The sequence below is a fragment of the Pseudomonas sp. HOU2 genome (genome assembly GCF_040729435.1).
In the GTDB taxonomy this organism is placed as follows: Bacteria; Pseudomonadota; Gammaproteobacteria; order Pseudomonadales; family Pseudomonadaceae; genus Aquipseudomonas.
Window position 1 is genome coordinate 562222 of sequence record NZ_CP160398.1, and the last position, 19206, is coordinate 581427.

Consider the following 19206-nt stretch of genomic DNA (forward strand, 5'->3'; position numbering starts at 1 on the left):
GTACGCCGTCCTAACCATCCAGGACGTGCCAAACCCTTGGGCGTTTTGTTATCAGGAACAAAGCATGCCCACAGCGGTATTGGTCGATGGCGCATTTTTCATCAAGCGCTTTCGAAGGATTGAACCTCAAAATGCATTCAATGCTGAACGTGCTGCTGATCTTGTCCATCGATGGGCTACTGCCCACCTTCTTGGCAAAATCATTTCTCGCCATAACGGCCAGCCGCAAGAGCTCCAACAACGTCACAGAAGAGAGCTGTACCGAATTTTCTTCTACGACTGTCCCCCGCTAGACACCAAACAGCACAACCCGATCACCAAAAAAGCAGTGGATTTCTCGAAGTCCAGAGAAGCGGTATTTCGCAAGGAGCTACATGCCAGATTGCGCAATAAACGTAAGCTCGCCCTTCGGCTAGGGCATCTGTCGAAAGATGTGAAATGGACAATAAAGCCAGCAAAAATAGCGGAGCTGTTAAAGGGTAAAATCCTGATCGCCGACCTTACGGAAAATGACGTCAGCATTGAAACCCGACAAAAAGGCGTTGATATGCGGATAGGTCTCGATGTGGCGTCCTTATCATTCAAGCAACAGGTTGACCAAATTGTTCTCATTGCAGGTGACGCTGATTTTGTTCCTGCAGCAAAAATGGCCCGGCGAGAAGGTGTTGATTTCATACTAGACCCGATGTGGCAGAGCATCCCGGATGGTTTGATGGAACATATCGACGGTCTGCGCTCAACGTGTCCCAAGCCTGTGCTACGCAACCTTGCTCAGAGCGGTATTACTGCATAGTCGTTGTTTCAGTCGGTTTACGTGATCTCACTCCTGCCCAAGCCCCGCACGCCCCAGCGAGTTCAGCCCCTCCACAGCAAAACGCTCCTCCCACGAGCGCTCATAATCCTCACGCGGAAAATCATCCGGCGAAGCCCCCTGCTCAAACGCTCTGAACACATCCCGTGCATACCGCAGATTCTTCGGACACATCGGCGCCGCCGGCACGTACATCACGTTGCCCCAGCCCTGCTGGTTCTGCACCGGCGCGACGCTATGGATTACATCGCAATGCCACCACACTGAATCGCCGGCCTGCACATCCGGAATCGGACTCAGTCCTTCCACCAGCAATGGATGCCATTGCGCCGACACCGGCAGCACTTTGCCCGGCGCCACCCCACACAACTGGTCTTCGGGCACGTCATTGAGCAGCGGCCGCAGCAGCAGGTAGGCCATCGCCTTGGGGATGGGCAAGGCGTGCAGCACACCTTGATCGGCCTGCATGTCCGACAGCGCAGTCCAGCCCTGAAACGTGCGAAATGCCGAGCACTTGACCGTGTCCTCGTAGGCGTATTCGTCCACCTCGGTACGAAACGCCGCATCCCATGGGTCATAGGCCGCGAAGTCGTTGCTGTAGATTTTGTCGAAGACTTTCAGGTACGCCGGATGCAGCCAGCGCTCCAACGCCCCGGAATCGGTGTGCGGGCCAAGGCCTTTTGAGTGTGTGCCCGGCGGACGCCGGCGCACCCGATCCGGATACAGCGCATTGATGTCCGGGTTGAACCAGTCCTGACCGTGCGAATGAGTCTTCCACAATCGATTGAGAAACGCCTGCGCCGTACCCATCCGCTCATCCTGGCGCAGCTGCATCTGCGACGCCGACCAATAGATCGGAAAAATCTCCGGCCGCGACGCCTCCAGATTGCCGAAAAACTGATCGACCGGCCCGCGATACAACGCATCGAATCGGTTCGTGTCGAGGTAATCCAGCAAGCCCTGGTCCCACTGCAGCACCTGCTCGCGGGGGAAGTGGTTGCGGATCACCACGCAACCCCGACGCTTGATCAAGGCCAAACGCTCGGCAGTCACTTTACCGGCGGCGATCTCAGCGAACTCCAGCACCGGCCAACCGGAACCCGTCTGCGCCTCCTGCGCTTTGATCGACGCAATTTCGCCGGCAATAAACTCACTGACCTCGGCGAACAGCCCCTGCACATCGCCGACCTGCGCGCGCAAGGTGCGTTTCATTTTGACGATACTGTCGCGGTAATTGTCCGGAAGCGTTGCGCTCTCGAATGCCTGGTATTTGCTCATCGTGGGACCTGCAGACCTTGTTGTGGGTGCAGGTAATGGGACCATTCCGAGGGTGGCGACGGCAGCCTGATTTGCCGCGTTGAGTAATACGATTGTGGCGTTTTGGCCGCGCGCTGCTTACAGAAAGTGATGACCGTGCTGACGCCGAAACTCCGAAGGCGTCAGCCCCTTCAGCGCCTTGAACTGACGATTGAACAGCGCCAGCGACGAATAACCCACTTCCTCGGCAATCAGCGAAACCGTCGAATGCCCCTGCATCAACAGCGCACAGGCATGTCCGACTCTTAGCCGTACGATGTAGTCCAGCGCCGTGCAGCGCGTATGCCGACGAAACATGCGATGGAATGCCGACACACTGACGCACGCCATCTCGGCCAACGCTGGAATGCTGATGGCTTCGGCGTAGTGTCCATGCACGTAATCCAGAACCCGATGGATGCGCGGGTCTTCAACAATCTGAGTGCCAGCCTGCGAGTCCGAGGCAGAGAGAATTCGCCTGGCATCGACGTCCCGCGTCAGTTTGCTCAACACGGTCAACAGCGCGATCAAACGCTCGGCCGGCTCCTGCTCGACCATCGCCTCGATCAGCGGCCTAGTCTTCCGCGACGTCGCCGCACTGAAACTCAACGCCTGCCGCGCCGCCGCGAGCAATTGCCGTAGCGAACCCAACTCCGGAAACAGCGCCACCAGCGACTCCGCCCACGCCGCGGAAAACCAGATCACCAGCGCCACATGCGGTTGCCCGGCATCGACCCGCTCCGCCGACGACCAGCTGTGCGGCACGTTCGGCCCGACCAGAATCAGATCGCCGTCATCGTAAGGCGCGACGTCATTGCCGATATAGCGATGGCCACGGCTGTTCAACGTCAGCGTCAGCTCGTACTCGGGATGGTGATGCCATTCAAACGGAATCGCGTCTGGCAAACGGCGGTTCAGCAGCGTCCACGAGGCAGTGGCTTCGGTGGGGATTTTTTCGAAACTGGGTTTCATGGTGAACGATTCTGCTCTGTGGTGTGGGTGGCACGCCACGATCGTATCACCGCGATCGAAATGCTCAAGCCGCGAATCGGTCAATTGCCCGCTAGTGTTTAAGGTTTTGTCAGAGACGTTTAAAGACACCCGGTGTTACGTCATCCCGGGCTACAACGCCTTGCGCCATTGCCTACGACTACGCCAGAATCCGCCGGCTTGTGCGCCCAGGGTGCGGGTTCTATCGTGGGTCGGTCGCTGAAAAGCAGCGATCGGGTTTGGTAGCCCGGTTTCACACATGGCGCAAAACGTCACCTTACGCAGATGCCTTCTGGCGCCTGTCTTAATGGTGGCCATGCGCAGGGCGCTTTCGAGCGCGCCGGTTTTTCCATGTGTGCCGGTCTACCAACCTTCGTAATGGCCACCACCCTCGTTTGGTAGCGAATGTGATGGTTCCCTTAGCCACATATGGAGCGTCACCATGTTCAAGGTCACACCGAACCCACCCGAAACCGAAACGGTCTCCCCCTACGAATCCCCCGATTCCCGAAAACTCAGCGAAGCCGCCGAACGCGCCCTCGACCACTACCTGAACCCCGCCAGCCAGATCATGGCCACGCCCTACACACCCAACGCCATGTTCCTCGCCAACCCCAAAATCGCGACTGAGGAATTGCTGGCGAACGCCAGTGAATCACTGGGTTCAGCGACGGTGATGTTGGGCGATGTGGCCGCGCTGGTGGAAGGGCCGATTCGCAAGACGCTGCTGGGCATTGCGCAGGTGGTGATGCTGGGGGAACTGGCGGTGAATCAGGCGCTGGATAATGTTGTGCCGACGGCATAACGAACGCTCCCTCCTTGGCGCTCTATTGTGAGGATCAAGGAGGGAGCTGTAAGAAATCGGCATGCAATGATTCGTCACAAACCAGCGATCCGGTGGGCTGAGAACAATCCTGTGGACATCAAACGGCCGTTTTCCGCCTTCGCGACGGGCCCCTGGCACCGTGTGTTCCTTTTTGATTTCCACATTTTTAATGCCGTGTTGCGCAATGGTTTAACGAAACTCTTCGTCAATTCGTTTTTTGTTGCCGCGTTGGTACGTCAATTGCGCACGGCACATCCGCAACGCGCTATCCGAACAGCTCCAGCAATGCGTCAGGCAATGACTCTCTGCAGTTTCAACTCAACCAGTTCAGCCCCGCCGCGCTCGATGAGCTGGGTCTTGATGGGGTCTTTGCGAAAGCCGGACTGGCGGTAAAAAATCACGGCCGATTCATTTCTTTCCAAGACCCAGAGCACAATCCTTGATCGTCCGGCGCTCTGCTGCTGCACCGTTGTATGGCTGAGTAACTGACGGCCGATGCCTTTACCTGTGTGATGCGGTGCAATGTAGAACGCATGTATTTCGGCGATGTTCGGGTTGCTCGGATCTTCGCGATCGGGCCCGGTCGCGATCCAGCCCAAGACGTCCCCTGCGTCATCGGTCCAGACTTGTATGTCCAGTTCTGCGCTGGCGATCTGGCGTTCCCAGTGAGCCAGCCGCGACTCGACCGTGATCCGCTCAAGATAGGCCTCGGGAATGATGTCGCGGTAGGTACTCTTCCAGGACGCCCAGTGAATCCGGGCGATCTGAACGGCGTCCTCGGGGGTGGCACGGCGGATGCTCATTTCGTGTCTCCTAGACGATGTGCAACTGACGGGCCCTGAGGTACTGGGCGACGTTTGCGAGCGCGATGACAGCGGCAGTGGAAACAGCTGCCCCCAGCACGCCGAACTCAGGGACCAGCCACAGGTTACCGGCGATATTCAACACGACTGCGATCATCATGCTGCTGGCGAAGAACGCAATCTCGCCTTTCATGTAAAGCGAAGTGGCCACGGGGCCAGTCGCTGCATTCACCAGTTGAGCGACGGCGAGAATAATCAGGCATCCGGCCAGATCCGGGTCGCTCGTGTTTCCAGCCAGGGCGCCGATAATTTCGCCCGGGAACAGGGACACGATCAGGAAGAACGGCAGTGACCAGATCAATACACGTTTCTGCACGCTGCGGAAGGTAATGCGCGCGGCCCTGTAATCATTGTTCTGATAGTGCTTGACGATGACTGGCGCATAGATTGCGTTTCCAGCCGAGATTGCCATGGTCATCACTGCCACGACCACACTGATGATCCCGTAGACGGCGATCACCCCTTCTGCGACGTAGTGGCCCATGATGATGATGTCGGTGTTCAGCAGCACGACGTTCGACAGGCCTGCGGACATCAGCCACCAGTTGTGTGAGCGCTTTTCCGCTGGTGGTGCCTGATTAGCGTCGAGCCCCGGGCCGGCAGCCGTAGTGGCGATCCCCGCCAGCACGGCCAGGCCGATCAGCGCTGACAGGCTGTAAATGACGAACAGGCTGTCAACGCTGTCCAGTGTGCCGGCGAATATGAAACACAGGATGGTCAGTAGAGGCAGGACGATTCCCAGTGCATATTGCTCGACGACGACCTTGCCGAGCCCGTCAAGTACCGCCTTTGCCAAGGCTGCCAGCGATCGCAGAAAGATCAGCAAGGGCAAAAAGGCAAAGTGGTACGCCGGTTCTTTCAGAACGCCGAGCAGAATCAGCACATAAAGCACCGCCCCGGTCAGGACTGTGATGACACATGCATCGCCGACAGATTTTCGCAGTGCCCGCAACGCTGTTGCTCGATGCCCGTTGGCGAAAATTTTGGTCAGCAGGACCGGCCAGCCGAAAGTGGTAAAGATGATGCAGATGGAGATGACCGCATTGGCCGACGTGATGTGTCCAAAATAGTCGGCACCGACGCGCCTGATCATGTAGGCGCCGAAGAGCAGCGACATCGCCAGCGTAGCGAACTGCACAAGTGTCGAGTGGTTGATGTTTCTCAGCAGACGCCGCTGATCGCTGTAGGCCAAAGATCCATTTTCAGTCTTCACGTTTGACAGCTCCTGCCCCGTGCCCGATGGCTGCGAAGTAATTGATAGTATGCAGCGAGTCGAGCTGGCTGATCGTCGCGGCCTCGCCATCGTTTGATACAGGGGTCACGAATATACCCAACCCCAGCAATGCACACTGGATGCAAAGTTTCTGCGCGGCGATACCCAGTACCATCAAGGCGTTGAAATAACCTTCCGCAGTCAGATCCCGTACCGAGATGGAAAGCCAAAGCACGTTCGATGCCTGAATGATCGGGCTTTGACCGATGACCGCACTTTCCAGCGCCGCGGCGGCAACCGACGCCTGGGCAACGAAACTCGCTGACGCCTTATTCCACTTTTCCCCCTCGAAATGACCGTAGGCATGCCTTTTCAGATGAAACAGCTCCAGCGAGGCGTGGCTCTGCAGCAGTTCCAGGCAAGGCGCCAGTACTTGGCTCAAGTGCTCTGCCGAAATAGTGTCAGCGGTAAAGGATCGGGTGGTTTTTCGATGGCGCGAAAGCGCCCGCCAGAGGGTGCCAGGGTGTTCAGGTCTGGGGGGTGCGAGAAGCGTGAGGTTTTGTTGGCTTGATGCGTGAATCTTGGTCGACCGGTATTCCAGGTAGAGCAAGAGGTTTTGGTACCAGCCGTGAGCGATCCAGTGAGCGGCCTCGGCATAGAGCGCCTTGACGCGTTCCTGCTCGAGCAGCAGTCCCGACTCGACAAGGACTCTGATCAGCTCGTCTGGAACGCCAAGACTGGCGCTGATAGCGCCCGGCGTCGAGGGACGGTCACCGCGTCGGGATACCTGGGCATAGCTCAATATGCGCAGCATATCGTCACTCAGCGTGAGGCGCGTGCTTTGCGGGTAGGCAATCGTGCCGGTCAGCTCCGCCCCCGTGAACGATCCCCACAGAAAAGGATTGGTCCGGTATTCGGTATCTCGCTCTACGCGCGGCACCTTTTGAGGGGCACAAGACGTCGGTTGCTCGATCCCGACAGCCGATCCGTCGCCGGCCCCTCGACAGATGTCCAGGGCACACAGCGCGATGTCCTGAAGGTCCAGGACCTGCAGAACGGCTTGTGGGATATCCCGCCCCTTCAGCGTCCAGCCAAACGCTACGCTCAGTTGGTTGAGCGTTTCCATGCAGTGCCCGGCATCCAGAAGTACGGCGCGAAAACTTCTGCTTTCACGGTAGCGCCACATTGGTCGCTCTACGTGAGCGGTAATGATGAGCGCTAACTGCTCGCTATCGTCGGCCGACCGATAAGGGCCTTTCCAAAACAATTGATTGGAAGGTGCGTCGAAATAATAGAGCCCGTCCGCGATGTCACGCTTGCCATACACCATCACCCACGCTTCGGTCGGATGGCGTGCGCCGCCCGAGGGGCTGGCCTTGCGCAGCCAAGGCCCGAAATCTCCACCCTCGATTTGACCTACAGCGAGGAACGTACCCGACAGAATATTGCTGAGTAATTGCAGCTCGTCTTCTACCTCATCGAGGTCCATTCGGGGCGGTGCAAGCAAGAAGGTTTCAGAACGCTGGTCGCGTTGCGTATAGACCGATGGCGGCGTCTGGATCTTGCCATATTCGGCCATTTGTTCTCGATCTTTCCTGAAGCGCTCTACCGAGGCGTAGTTATGGAAGCGGTAGTCGTGGACAAACTCATGGTAATGATCGAGAAACCATCGGCCCTCAGTGCGTATCCGGCGGTGCTGGTCTTCGGTAAGCAGCCCCTTCTCCACCAGGTTTGCAACATCCGCCGGATCCACGCCGGACGGCGTACCTGCACGCTTCAGAATCTGCAGCAGTCTGGGGTAAACATCTTTGCCGACGGCCCCGTAAAGTGCAGTGGTATCCGGGTTTATGACCGTCCAGCGGCTATTGCCCTGGCTGTTCGGGGAAACCAGTTTGGTCTGCAGTATGTAAAGCGAGGGATTAGTAAAAAACGCAGTCATGCGAACATCCTGTTGACGCTGCTGAAAATGGTTTCGCGGGTCAGTGCAAAGCTTTCATAACCACCATGATGTATCTGACTCAGTTGCACGTTGGCCGCCAATGCTTTCGCGCACGACAAGGCAGCACTGGGCGAACTGCCGAATTGCAACTGATGCCTGAGCAATATCTGGGTCGCAATCTTCGGGTCGCTGATCGGCTGAACGTGGGGTATCGACAGCCCCTGAATGTGCACGAGTTCGAAAGCCAGTCGCGGGGTCGCGACACTGGCCGTGACCAGCCACGGGTTGTCGGCATAGCGCAGTACGCTTTTGCGCGCGACGCGCTGTTCATCGATTTCATAACCATGCGGTTGGCGCAACAAGGCCTGAATACTCAGGTCATGAGCGTCAATCACACAGGTTTCATCGGTGAGCAATGACCAGCCCTGCTCCTTGCACAAGGCCAGCGAGTTGGTGCTTTTACCTGCCCCCTTGTTGCCAAGCAGGATGATTGCGCCGTACCGGGGAACTTCGACAGCCGCCGCATGGAAAGCGAAGTAACGACCGTCAATCACGTCCAGGTTGAATGGAACGAGCGGCGGCGCAGTACTGGACCATGCCGAGAACGATGTCGCCCCTTCGCGGATGGAAACCTCCGTCAAAGCATGATCCGACGAGGGAGCCGTGCGCGTCAGATAGCGCCTTCTCTCCGGGCTCAGCCATGGAATACGAATGTCGTACTTAGGCTTGACCCGAGCGTCGACGACGACGTGCTTTTCCAGCACATCGAGAAGAAAGGCGTACATTTCGGCGCTGTCGGTGAGCAGTCGATAATGTTCGTTGAACAGCTTATAAATAATGCCTTGCATGAGGATCGCCCGAATCAGCCTTCGATGAGTTTGAACTGTCGTTCAACATGTGCGGCGCTGGCATAGGCCAACGTCAAATTCATTCTCATACCCTCAGGGCGAGAGTTATCGAAGTTCGGCGAATGGGTTTTATGATAGTGACTGGAATCAAACAGCACAGCCCGATTGCATCGATAGGGAATAACCACTTTTCTTCGCGTACGTGTATTAACATAGTCTTCGGACTCCTTTCCCGCCGCCAAATATATATTGGCACCCTGTCCAGGGTCGCGCCGCACGTCATATAACAAAAGCCCGCCCGTTACCGGATCAAGATTGTAATGTTCCGGCGTCAACCAATACGTCAGTGTGAGCTGGCCAAAGTCGGCGTGTACATTGCCGTCGGTATTGAGCGAATATAACAGCGCCCAATAATCTATAAGTTCGACATCTTCAAGCGCATCCTGTCTTATTTGCGCAGTTATTCCGTTAACCAAAGAGATAATCAGGTCGCTTTTAGGACGAGCGTTGTGCAGATGCTTTGATAACGGATTTTTCTGACGCCACATCTGATTTGCCAAAAGCTCTGCGTGCAGTGCCTTGCAGACTTCATCTTCGAGAAAATCATCAATGACTAAATAGCGAATATCATCTGACGGATTCAGGGCAAGTTTTTTTTTGAAAGGGAAAACCGTTCCATTGCTGCGGGCATCCATTCTGCTGAATGGCCCGGGCACAACGCGCCGGGCCCGATTGACTAGTGAGCGTACTGCTCGCTCTGTGCCGGCAGCGAGCAGATCTTGCGACTGGACGTACCCGCGTCGCAGACCTCTCCGCTCTGCAACATCGCCTGTTGAACAGGTGAAAGGTCTTCGAGGAATTCGTTGCCGGAAGGAATGACGAAGGAAATACCGTAACCACCGTAATCGTTTGGCTGCTGCACCCGGAATAACTGAAGTTGCTCATAGCTGAGCAGAAAGGACTTGTTTACAGAAAGTACCTGAACAATAACACTAGGAGTTTTACTACCGCTGGCGTTGAATGCTGGCGTCGTTTCGATGAACTCGTCATCAGGAACGACAAACGTCACAACTCCGTCATTTATGCTTTTCAGGCTGGCCGGTGTAAGTTCAAACTCTTTGAGTTCATCACTGCTGATGACATAAGCATGCCCCGCCAGCGGATCCTGAATAAGTACGCTAGGGACTTCCTGATAATTGAATGACATTTTTCCGTTGTCTCCATTTCCTGGGTTTGAAAGCAATTGAAATATCACTTAGTTCATTCATGACTGTCAACGGCGCGACTTAAATCATTTTCAGCTGCCAGCCTGTATTTTCGTTATAACCAATAGCCTCGGGCGTCATTCGCACAAAGATCGGGAATTTCTGCGCACCCGACAAGTAACTAGTCAGTACAAGCTCAGCAGTGCAGCAGGATGAACAGTGCGATAGCGGGTGGTACAACTCAGGCGTGTTCCTGACTCGTTGAACTGTAAGGTGTGGTATTAGAACGGCAATGCCTCATTTACGCACGAAGCCGTTGCACCAACAGGAATCTCATCACAGCTAACAACGACGTTCGTTATCGGAACTTACGTCTGGTGGCATTTCACGCTCTGAAGCAATAATGTCCACTGATGCCGGAAAGCGGACTGGACTCCAGCGACTCAATTTCCCGTCACAAACCTGTCACCCCCAACCTGCTAACCTCCCCTCCGTCTTCCTGATTTCCTCACCCAAGAGCCCCCAACTCAAGGTGCCCCCCAAGGTGTCCCCAACCCCACCCCACCAAAAAATCATTCTCCGCTCCGAAAACCTCCACTCCGATGACTTCGGCGCCCTCTTCTCCCGGTTCTTCGGCAATCGCTACGCTGACACCCCACCGATCCCTTCCAGCATCATCATCGGCGGCGTCTACGGCAGACACGACGGCGTCAGTTTCCGGCGCATGCATTATCACGGCGATTTCACCGTCACCTTCCCCGACCCGCAGGACGAGATAACGTTCGTGATTCCCACGGCGGGCAAGATTGTGTTCAACCACCGTACCGAGTCCGTCGGCGTGGCGCAGGTGGGGTTGGCGATTGATAAGGCGGATATCCGTTCGATGCGGTTTCTCGACAATCATGCGCAGCACGGAATTTCGGTGAATCGGGGGCAGTTGACTGAGCGGTTGGCGGCGTTGTTGGGGCGGCCGATTGTGCAGAAGATTGTGTTTGAGCCGGTGGTGGATCTGCACTCGGCGGCGTTTGGCGGGATCAAGGCGTTGATTGATCTGGCGACAGGGACGGAGTTTGATCTGTTGCTCAATAGCGGCACGCTGATGCCGTCGCGGTTGCGCGAGATGTTGATTGATGCGGTGCTGGAGGCGTGGCCGCACAATTTTACCGAGGCGTTGCGTCAGCCGGCGCCGAGGGTGGCGCCGCGGCATGTGAAGTTGGCGATGGAGTTTATTCAGGCGCATCCGGAGCAACTGGTGAGCGGCGTGGAGCTGGCGCGGTTGAGCAATGTCAGTCAGCGCGCATTGCAGGATGGGTTTCGGCGGTTTGTCGGGATGTCGATTGTCGCGTATCAGCGTCAGGTGCGGCTGGAGCGCGCTTTCGAGGCGCTGGGACAGCGGCATTCGGCGTCGGTGACGGAGGTGGCGTTGCGCTTTGGCTTCAGTAATGTCGGGCGGTTTTGTCAGTATTTTCAGCAGGCGTATGGGGTGAGTCCGGCGCAGTTGAGGGGGCGGGGTTGATTGGTTTATCGGCGGGGATGCTGGTGGGTCAGTTGATGATGATGTTGGCTGACATGGCGCCTTCGCGAGCAAGCTCGCTCCCACAGGGTTAGTTGGTGGACTCAGGATTGGCGGCTGGTCGGTGACACGGCTGATGTGCTGGACTCAGGTTTGGCGGCTGGCCGGGATCTGAATGTGGGAGCGGGCTTGCTCGCGAATGCGGTGGATCAGCCAAGGTGATGGTGACTGACATGGCCTCTTCGCGAGCAAGCCCGCTCCCACAGGGTTAGTTGGTGGACTCAAGACTGGTGCTGGTCGGTGCCATGGGGTTATGTGGCGGACTCAGGTTTGGCGGCTGGCCGGGATCTGAATGTGGGAGCGGGCTTGCTCGCGAATGCGGTGGGTCAGGCGAGTTGATGGTGGCTGACATGGCGCCTTCGCGAGCAAGCCCGCTCCCACAGGGTTAGTTGGTGGACTCAAGACTGGCGCTGGTCGGTGACACGGCTGATGTGCTGGACTCAGGTTTGGCGGCTGGCCGGGATCTGAATGTGGGAGCGGGCTTGCTCGCGAATGCGGTAGATCAGCCAAGGTGATGTTGACTGACATGGCCTCTTCGCGAGCAAGCCCGCTCCCACAGGAATATGCAGTGGACTCAGGATTGGCATCTGGCCGTTCCAACGGGTTTGGTGGGACTTTTTGCATTCTGGTCATCCTTGACCTTGCGCTGTCATCCCTGCTTTAGAACGCGTAACTGGCCTTGAGACTGCCGCTGAAACCGCGGCTGTCACCGCCGCCGCTGGCGCCGAATTCTGCGCCGATGCTGACGGCGCCGAGGCTGGCCATCAGGTTGACGCCGCCGCTGAACTGGTCGCGGTTGTCGAAGGCGGCGCGTTGTTCGATGTCGAGGCCCAGCAGGTGGCCGTTGCTGTTGACGTCGTTGTTGCCCAACGTGCGTTCGTAGCCGACTTGCACACTCGGCACCAGTTGCCAGGCGCCCATTGCTACCGGGGCGAAGGCCACGTTGAGGTTGGCGACGGCGCTGCGGCGGGTGGCGGTATTGTCGTCGACGTCGAGTGCCAGTTCGCTGCCCTTCTCTTGGAAGCCTTTGAGGTCGAGGTGGCTGACGCGCACGCCGAGACTCGGTTCGAAGATCATGCCGTTGACCGGTGCGCGGTAACCCAGCGCCAGGGTGGCGCCGGTGAGGTTGCCGTGGGTGTCGCCTTTGGCCGTGCCGAGGCCGCCGCCGAGGTCGCGTTTGCTGTCGTAATCGACGTAGCCGGCGCTGGCGTTGGCGTCGATGAACAGGCCGCGTTCCAGGCTGGTGAAGCCGTAGCGTGCGCCGAGGCTGAAGAAGGTGAAATCTGTATCGGCCTCGCCGCCCGCGCCGCCGACGGTGCCTTTGCTGTAGCCGAAGCCGCCGCGTGCGCTGAGTTGTTCGGAGAAGCGCTGGGTGATGCCGATCATCAGGCCCTGGCTGTGTTCGTTGCTGCTTTCGGCGTGGGATGAGCCGTCGGTGCCGAGGTAACCGGCGAGCGCGGTGGTCCACAAACGGTAATGGCCGACTTTCAGATCGGAGCCGCTGGCGTACGGTGCGGCGGCTTGTTCGATCAACGCGTTCTGCCGCAACAAGTAACTGGCGGCGTCGGCGTGAACCTGGCCGCCGACCTGGGATTCGACACCGCCGAGGGTGCCGGCGTCGATCGCCGATTGCAGGTAATAGTTGTAGGCGCTGTAGGTGCCGGACAGGCTGGTGTTCTGCAACTCGCGGAGCAATTCGGCACCGGCAGCAGCGTTGCCGATCAATCCGGCCTGACCCGGAAGGCTGTTGTACTCGACCAGTTTGCCGCGCAGCACGTAGATGGTTTCCTGCGACAGGCCGAGGCCTTGTTTGAGGTAGTTGTCCATGCTGCCGTATTCGGCGGTGACTTCATCGAGCCCGGCCTGCAGATAGCTTGCCTGCACGCCGAGCAACGGCGCGTAGACCGAGGCCATGCCTGCCGGCATTGCTTTAAGAGTCGCGGCGACGCGGGCGGCGGTGTAGTCGTTGGTCGCCAGGTAGTTGGCCATGATGGTCGCGTTATCGACCCCGGCGATGCTCTGCAGCACGGCGGCGGTCCAGCCGGTACGGTCCTTGCCGGCGGTGCAGTGGAACAGTTGCGCACCGTCGGTGCTGGCCAGTTCGTTGAACAGCTTGCCGAACTGGCCGCGCATCCCCGCATCGCTGACGAAGGCACGGTTGGTCTGTTCCATCATGGCGATGGCGTCGGCCGCGCTTTTGAACGACACGGTGGTGATGTTCGCGCCGGAGGTGGTGCTGCCGATGATGTCGATGTTCTGGTATGTCGCGCCGCTCAGCATCGTGTCGGGTGTGCCGGCGATTTCGCTCGGGGTGCGCAGGTCGTAGACGGCTTTGATGCCGAGGCTGTTGAGGGTCGCCAGATCCGCTGCCGACGGCGTGATCGCGTTGGAGCGGTAAAACACGCCGCCGCGCATGGTGCCGTCGTGGGCCGTGGAATACGCGGTGGTGAGGCCGGCGACATCACGGAAGTTGTCGATACTTTGCAGGCGCGGCGTGTCGAGCGCGACAGGCTCGGCGGCGTGGGCAGCGGCGATGGACAGGCTCAGAACGGACAGCGAACACACAAGACGTTGAAACACAGTGCAGCCTCATTGGAATTAGCTTTGGGCTGGCTACTATCTGCAAGCAACTGATACCAAATATGACAGAACGACTGCGCAAGGAAATGGCTGCGCGATCGGGCCGTGGACTGCGTTTTTTGTCCGTCAGGGATCAGTTTGTTTCGCAAATTCCGGGAGCAACAGATAACCCTGTGGGAGCTGGCTTGCCAGCGATGGCGGTGGATCAGTGGGAAGGATGGAGACTGACACGGCCCCATCGCTGGCAAGCCAGCTCCCACAGTTGTTTGTGTTGGCCACAGGAATGATGTCTGCCGGTGATGAATGTGGAGTTTTCGGTTGAAGGCGATTCCGTCCATAATCCCTCCCCCAAATGGACTGAAACAGGAAATCGGAAATGGACACCGCTCAATGGCTCGGTTTGTTCGAGCGCGCCTTTCAAGGCATGGAGAAGAATCTTGAGCAAGTGCTGCAACTCAACAGTTGCCGCGAGCATTGGATTCAAGCCCAGATCAGTCTGCAAGCCTGGTTCGAAGATGAGACCGAGATCTGGACGGATCTGCCGATAGGCGACCGACGCAAGGCAGACCTGTACTCATTGGACGACAACGGTGCTCCGAGGATGGTCGCCGAAATCAAATGCTTGGGCGATGTCTCGCAGGCCAAGTGCCTGGAGGGCGATTGGTCGGTGCGGGCCGATGTTGATCGGTTGCGCTCTTTCGAGTGCCCTACCCGCCTGTTCGTCCTGGTCATCGCCAAAGGCGAGCGCGAAACCAATACCGGGCGCCGTCTTCGCGAAGATGAGTGGGTGGATGGCCGGACATGCGTCCCTGTGGATCTGCAATTTGCCCTGGTTCGGATGTGGGCGTTGTAAGTCAGCTCTTCATCCACTTCTGAACGCGACATGGGCCACTGCGAACAAGGACTGCCAATGCTAATTGTCTTCAGCGGCCTGCCGGGAACCGGCAAGACCACGATCGCCAGATCACTCGCGATCCGGCTGGATGCGACCTGTCTGCGGATCGACACGATCGAACAAGCCATCCGCAACACCGGGGTTCTGGCCGATGATGTGGGTACCAGCGGTTACCGGGTCGCCAACGAACTGGCTGTGAACAACCTGCGCCCTGGCCACAGTGTCGTGGTTGATTGCGTGAACCCCGTCGAGGAAAGCCGGCAAGCGTGGGCCGACATCGCGGCTCGCTCGGGTGTGCCGTTGCTCAACATTGAAGTGATTTGCTCGGATCGACGTGAGCATCGTCGTCGGGTCGAGCAGCGAAAATCAGACATCATGGGGCTGACGCCACCGAGTTGGTTTTCTGTTGTGAATCACGAATATGAGGCCTGGACGCAGCCGATTCTGTGTCTCGACACCGCGAATGTCAGCGTGGATCAGGCGGTGGAGATCGTCGTGCGCCAACTGACTGATCAACACCCGAGCGTTTTGCCCTGATGCGGGCAAAGTGCCGATTTTGCTGATGGCGTGCTGAGGTCGGGTCGACCATTTGACCCGACTTCAGTATTTGCCCGATGAAGAGCAAGCAGGTCTCTAAGGTGCAATCGTGAGCGGCGAACTACTTCGTAGGATCGAGGACCAACCGGCCGTGACCACGGCGGCTCAGGCTTTTCTCGAGCGCACGTTGCGCCTCGCTCAGCGGGAACACTTCGACGTCGACCGTGAGGTGGCCGCGATCGAACAGTTCGGCGATCAACGACAACTGCGCACCGTCGGAGCGGGTGGCGAAGTTGATCGGGGTTACGCCGTAGTCATTGGCCAGCGTGATGCTCGGCGCGCTGACCGGCGAAATCAGTAAGCCTCCGCGTTTCAACACGCGGAACGAACGGTTCTGGGTGTCGCCGCCGACCAGATCGAGCACTACGTCGACCTCGGATACCACATCCTCGAACGCCTGGCTGGTGTAGTCGATGACGTAGTCAGCACCAAGCTGCTTGAGGTACGCGTGGTTGCTGGCCGAGGCGGTGGCAATGACCTCGGCGCCCAGGTACTTGGCAATCTGCACCGCCATGCTGCCCACGCCACCGGCGGCGGCGTGGATCAGCACTTTCTGCCGCCGCTGCACGCCAGCATGCTCGGTCAACGCTTGCCACGCGGTGAGCGCGGTGGCCGGAACGGCACCAGCCTGCAAGGCGCTGAGGGATTGCGGTTTCAGCGCCAGTTTGCTCACCGGGGCCACGGCTTTGCTCGCATAGCCACCGACGATGTTGATGAAGCCGAACACTTCATCACCGAGCTTGAATTGGGTCACACCGGGCCCAGTGGCGATTACTTTGCCGGACACTTCAACGCCCGGGGTGAACGGCAGTGGCAGCGGAATGAACGCTTTCATCGCGCCGGACAGCACCTTCCAGTCGATCGGGTTGACCCCTGCCCCGGCGACCTCGATCAACACTTCACCTTCGCCGGCCACACGGTCGGCGATGTCTTCCAGTTGCAACACTTCGGGGTTGCCGTATTCGTACACACGGATGGCTTTCATGAGAGACCTCGATCGATTGGAGTGGGTAGCGCGTGATCAGTGACGACGAGCGTCAAGGCTGAAACGACCGGCGCCGAACGCGACCACTTGCAGAAGGCCACCGGCCATGGCGATGTTCTTGAAGAAGTGGATGAACTGATTCTGATCGCCCAAGGCGTTGTGGAACGCCAGCGCAGTGACCACGCTGAACACGGCCAGCACAGCGGCGACGGTTCGGGTGCGGTAGCCGGCGATCAGTGCCAGGCCGCCACCGATTTCTACGATGATTGCCAGCGCCAGCGCCACTTGCGGCAGCGGCAGACCGACCGAGCCGATGTAGCCGATCATCATCGCCGGCGCCGCCAGTTTGGAAAAACCGGAGAGGATGAAAATCGCGCTGAGCAGAATGCGGCCGATCAACGAGGCCGAGGCCTGGGTGACGTCATTGCGGGTTTGTTCAGTAGCGGTTGGAGCAATGTTTGCGGTAGTGGTCATGACGGTATTTCCTTCAAAGGTGCGGCGATCCGAGATGAATCGTCCAAGTGAGGAAATGGTGCGCCTGGCCCGCTAATCTGAATAGCCGACTAATTTCGATCATTACGTTCTAGAAAATAGACAAGCTGACGCAGCTCAGCGACAATGCCAGTTCGCTGATGATGACGAGGTACAGCCATGATTTCTGACCCGGGCACGCCGACGCTGGATCAACTGCGGGTGTTTCTGACGGTGGTGGAATTGGGCAGTTTCGCCGCTGCTGCGAGGAAGCTGCACCGCGCAACGTCGGTGATCAGCTATTCGATGGCCAACCTGGAATTGCAGCTGGGGGTAACGCTGTTCGATCGCCAGACCACGCGCAAACCACAACTCACCGAGGCCGGCCGCACCGTACTGGCCGAGGCGCGCACCATCGCCAACGGCGTGCATGGCTTGCGCGCCAAGGTCAAAGGCCTGTTGCAGGGGCTGGAAGCCGAGGTGCATGTGGTGCTGGACGTGATGCTGCCGCCGCAGCGGGTGGTGGATGCGTTGAAGTCGTTTCGCGAGGCATTTCCCACCGTCGCTCTGCATTTGCACATGGAGGCGCTGGGGGCGGTGACTGAGCGGGTGATCAATCGTGGCGCGATCATTGGCGTCAGTGGGCCAATGAACGAAGGCATCGATGCGATCGAGCGTATCGGTGCCGGCAATGTCGAGTTGATTCCGGTGGCGGCACCGAATCATCCGTTGGCTTCGGGTGAAGCGAACACACCGGGCGCCGGACGTGAACTGACGCAACTGGTGTTGTCCGACCGCTCGCAACTGACCAAGGATCGCGACTTCGCCGTCCTCAGCAACCGCACCTGGCGCCTGGCGGATCTGGGTGCCAAACACATGCTGCTGCGCGAAGGGATTGGCTGGGGGAACATGCCGTTGCCGATGGTCGAGGAAGATTTGCAGTCCGGCCGACTGGTACAGCTGAACCTGCCGGAGTACCAAAGCGGCATCTACCCGTTCGACGTCATCTACCGCACCGACCTGCCACCGGGACCGGCGGCGCGGTGGTTGATCGAGCGGTTTGTGCAGCAGAGTGTGCGGGGTGCCTGACATGGCCCCATCGCGAGCAGGCTCACTCCTACAGGGTCATGCAGCAGGTTGGCAGACTGAGATCATTGTGGGAACTAGCCCTGTTGCCGATTGCGGTGCATGACAATCTCCAGCCCCTCGCCCACGTCCGGCGCCTGAAAGTGGCGCGTGATCAAATCAAACTCCGCATCCGACGCCGCGAACTCATGCTCCGCCAGCGCGTTGCGTGCATGCAGCCAGACGCGGCAGGTGTCGTCATCCACTTCGAGATAGTGCAGGCAGTGCGGCACTCGCGCGCTATCTGCCAGCCCTCGCAGCCACTGCCGATCCGCCACGGTATTGGCCGGAAAATCCAGCACCACACTCACCCCGGCCGCGAGCACATCAATCACCAACGGCCCCAGCACCCCGCGAATCTGCCGCGCACATCGAACGTAATCCGCCACGGATTTGATCTGTTCCGGATACAGCCGCGACAGCCACTGATCCTCACTGAGCACCAGCGCGCGGTGCTCCTCAGCCAGTGATTGGGCCAGTGTCGATTTGCCCGAGGCGATCTTGCCGCACATCAGGTGTAGTGTGGGTGCACGCATTGGGGACGCTTCCTTATGTCGATTGCTGGATAATGCCCAACGCCTGTCAGCGAGGCAATCGAGGCGCATGACCCAACGAGGAACCCAGATGACCACAATCACCGCACGCCAATGCTCGTCCTGGGTGCTACTGACCCTGCTCGCCACCGCCATGGCGCTGACGGCCGGCTGTTCAAGCAAGCGCTACGCCACCAACGGCTCGAACTGCTACGCCAAAGCCGTGCCCAGTTCCGGCGAAGGTGGCTTGGCTTGGGGGGACACCTTGAGCATGGCGCGCAAGAAGTCGATGAATAACTGCATGCGTTATGCGAGCCGCTCCGGAGGCACGCCGAACACCTGTCAGGTGGTGCAGGCGCAGTGCAAGCGCTGAGAGCGCCGAAAGTGATGTTGGCTGACACGGCCCAATCGCTGGCAAGCCAGCTCCCACAGGGTTGTTGGGTGGACCCAGGATTG

19 protein-coding genes are annotated in these 19206 nt (G+C 58.5%); 7 read left to right on the forward strand and 12 right to left on the reverse strand.

What is annotated here, in order from left to right; translation table 11 throughout:
• Window positions 1-64 precede the first annotated feature (64 nt).
• Window positions 65-793 carry an NYN domain-containing protein gene (locus tag ABV589_RS02435; RefSeq protein WP_115990013.1) on the forward strand — a complete coding sequence of 243 codons (729 nt, stop codon included), beginning with the start codon at window positions 65-67 and terminating at the stop codon, window positions 791-793.
• Window positions 794-820: 27 nt separating this feature from the next.
• On the opposite strand, the gene ABV589_RS02440 is transcribed toward ABV589_RS02435, so the two are convergent.
• The gene (locus ABV589_RS02440) at window positions 821-2089 is read right to left on the reverse strand and encodes a YbiU family protein (RefSeq protein WP_115990014.1); all 1269 of its coding nucleotides are present in this window, start codon (window positions 2087-2089) and stop codon (window positions 821-823) included.
• A gap of 117 nt (window positions 2090-2206) precedes the next feature.
• On the reverse strand, window positions 2207-3079 hold the full coding sequence (locus tag ABV589_RS02445) for an AraC family transcriptional regulator (protein WP_367084716.1): 873 nt from the start codon (window positions 3077-3079) through the stop codon (window positions 2207-2209).
• A gap of 460 nt (window positions 3080-3539) precedes the next feature.
• Here ABV589_RS02445 and ABV589_RS02450 point away from each other — a divergent pair, with 460 nt between their 5' ends.
• Window positions 3540-3902 (forward strand): hypothetical protein, encoded by a 363-nt coding sequence (locus ABV589_RS02450; protein WP_103520857.1) that lies wholly within the window; start codon window positions 3540-3542, stop codon window positions 3900-3902.
• A gap of 311 nt (window positions 3903-4213) precedes the next feature.
• Here the strand turns inward: ABV589_RS02450 and ABV589_RS02455 are convergent, their stop codons facing one another.
• Genes ABV589_RS02455 through ABV589_RS02480 form a run of 6 tightly spaced genes read right to left on the reverse strand, consistent with a single transcriptional unit; the run spans window position 4214 to window position 9993 of the window.
• Window positions 4214-4726 carry an N-acetyltransferase gene (locus tag ABV589_RS02455; protein ID WP_367084717.1) on the reverse strand — a complete coding sequence of 171 codons (513 nt, stop codon included), beginning with the start codon at window positions 4724-4726 and terminating at the stop codon, window positions 4214-4216.
• 10 nt (window positions 4727-4736) lie between these two features.
• On the reverse strand, window positions 4737-5999 hold the full coding sequence (locus ABV589_RS02460) for a polysaccharide biosynthesis C-terminal domain-containing protein (protein WP_367084718.1): 1263 nt from the start codon (window positions 5997-5999) through the stop codon (window positions 4737-4739).
• The gene (locus ABV589_RS02465) at window positions 5989-7938 is read right to left on the reverse strand and encodes a nitroreductase family protein (protein WP_367084719.1); all 1950 of its coding nucleotides are present in this window, start codon (window positions 7936-7938) and stop codon (window positions 5989-5991) included. The genes ABV589_RS02460 and ABV589_RS02465 overlap by 11 nt, the downstream gene beginning before the upstream one ends.
• Entirely contained in the window at window positions 7935-8786 is an 852-nt protein-coding gene (locus ABV589_RS02470) for a hypothetical protein (protein ID WP_007969043.1), read from the reverse strand. Before ABV589_RS02470 ends, ABV589_RS02465 begins: the two co-directional genes overlap by 4 nt.
• A 14-nt stretch (window positions 8787-8800) precedes the next feature.
• Window positions 8801-9481, reverse strand: a complete 681-nt coding sequence (locus tag ABV589_RS02475) for a hypothetical protein (RefSeq protein ID WP_007969042.1) — start codon at window positions 9479-9481, stop codon at window positions 8801-8803.
• 41 nt (window positions 9482-9522) lie between these two features.
• Window positions 9523-9993: a hypothetical protein gene (locus ABV589_RS02480; protein ID WP_367084720.1), complete on the reverse strand. Its 471-nt coding sequence runs from the start codon at window positions 9991-9993 to the stop codon at window positions 9523-9525.
• Between the two features lie 542 nt (window positions 9994-10535).
• Here ABV589_RS02480 and ABV589_RS02485 point away from each other — a divergent pair.
• Complete coding sequence (locus tag ABV589_RS02485; protein ID WP_367086246.1) at window positions 10536-11507, forward strand: AraC family transcriptional regulator; 972 nt, start codon at window positions 10536-10538, stop codon at window positions 11505-11507.
• Between the two features lie 717 nt (window positions 11508-12224).
• Here the strand turns inward: ABV589_RS02485 and ABV589_RS02490 are convergent.
• Window positions 12225-14144 (reverse strand): tyrosine-protein phosphatase, encoded by a 1920-nt coding sequence (locus ABV589_RS02490; protein WP_367084721.1) that lies wholly within the window; start codon window positions 14142-14144, stop codon window positions 12225-12227.
• 376 nt (window positions 14145-14520) lie between these two features.
• Here ABV589_RS02490 and ABV589_RS02495 point away from each other — a divergent pair, with 376 nt between their 5' ends.
• Both ABV589_RS02495 and ABV589_RS02500 read left to right on the forward strand, forming a co-directional pair.
• A complete protein-coding gene (locus ABV589_RS02495) occupies window positions 14521-14997 on the forward strand; it encodes a hypothetical protein (RefSeq protein WP_367084722.1) in 477 nt (158 codons plus the stop codon).
• 57 nt (window positions 14998-15054) lie between these two features.
• Window positions 15055-15576, forward strand: coding sequence for an ATP-binding protein (locus tag ABV589_RS02500; protein ID WP_367084723.1), 522 nt, complete (start codon window positions 15055-15057; stop codon window positions 15574-15576).
• Window positions 15577-15697: 121 nt separating this feature from the next.
• Here the strand turns inward: ABV589_RS02500 and ABV589_RS02505 are convergent, their stop codons facing one another.
• Window positions 15698-16621 (reverse strand): NADP-dependent oxidoreductase, encoded by a 924-nt coding sequence (locus ABV589_RS02505; RefSeq protein WP_367084724.1) that lies wholly within the window; start codon window positions 16619-16621, stop codon window positions 15698-15700.
• A 36-nt stretch (window positions 16622-16657) separates the two neighbouring features.
• A complete protein-coding gene (locus ABV589_RS02510; RefSeq protein ID WP_123588109.1) occupies window positions 16658-17095 on the reverse strand; it encodes a DoxX family protein in 438 nt (145 codons plus the stop codon).
• A 177-nt stretch (window positions 17096-17272) separates the two neighbouring features.
• On the opposite strand from ABV589_RS02510, the gene ABV589_RS02515 reads away from it, so the two are divergent.
• The gene (locus ABV589_RS02515; protein WP_007969033.1) at window positions 17273-18181 is read left to right on the forward strand and encodes a LysR family transcriptional regulator; all 909 of its coding nucleotides are present in this window, start codon (window positions 17273-17275) and stop codon (window positions 18179-18181) included.
• Window positions 18182-18255: 74 nt separating this feature from the next.
• On the opposite strand, the gene ABV589_RS02520 is transcribed toward ABV589_RS02515, so the two are convergent.
• Complete coding sequence (locus tag ABV589_RS02520; RefSeq protein ID WP_367084725.1) at window positions 18256-18753, reverse strand: ATP-binding protein; 498 nt, start codon at window positions 18751-18753, stop codon at window positions 18256-18258.
• 88 nt (window positions 18754-18841) lie between these two features.
• Between ABV589_RS02520 and ABV589_RS02525 the strand changes: the two genes are divergently transcribed.
• Window positions 18842-19123, forward strand: a complete 282-nt coding sequence (locus tag ABV589_RS02525; RefSeq protein WP_367084726.1) for a hypothetical protein — start codon at window positions 18842-18844, stop codon at window positions 19121-19123.
• The last annotated feature ends 83 nt before the right edge of the window (window positions 19124-19206 follow it).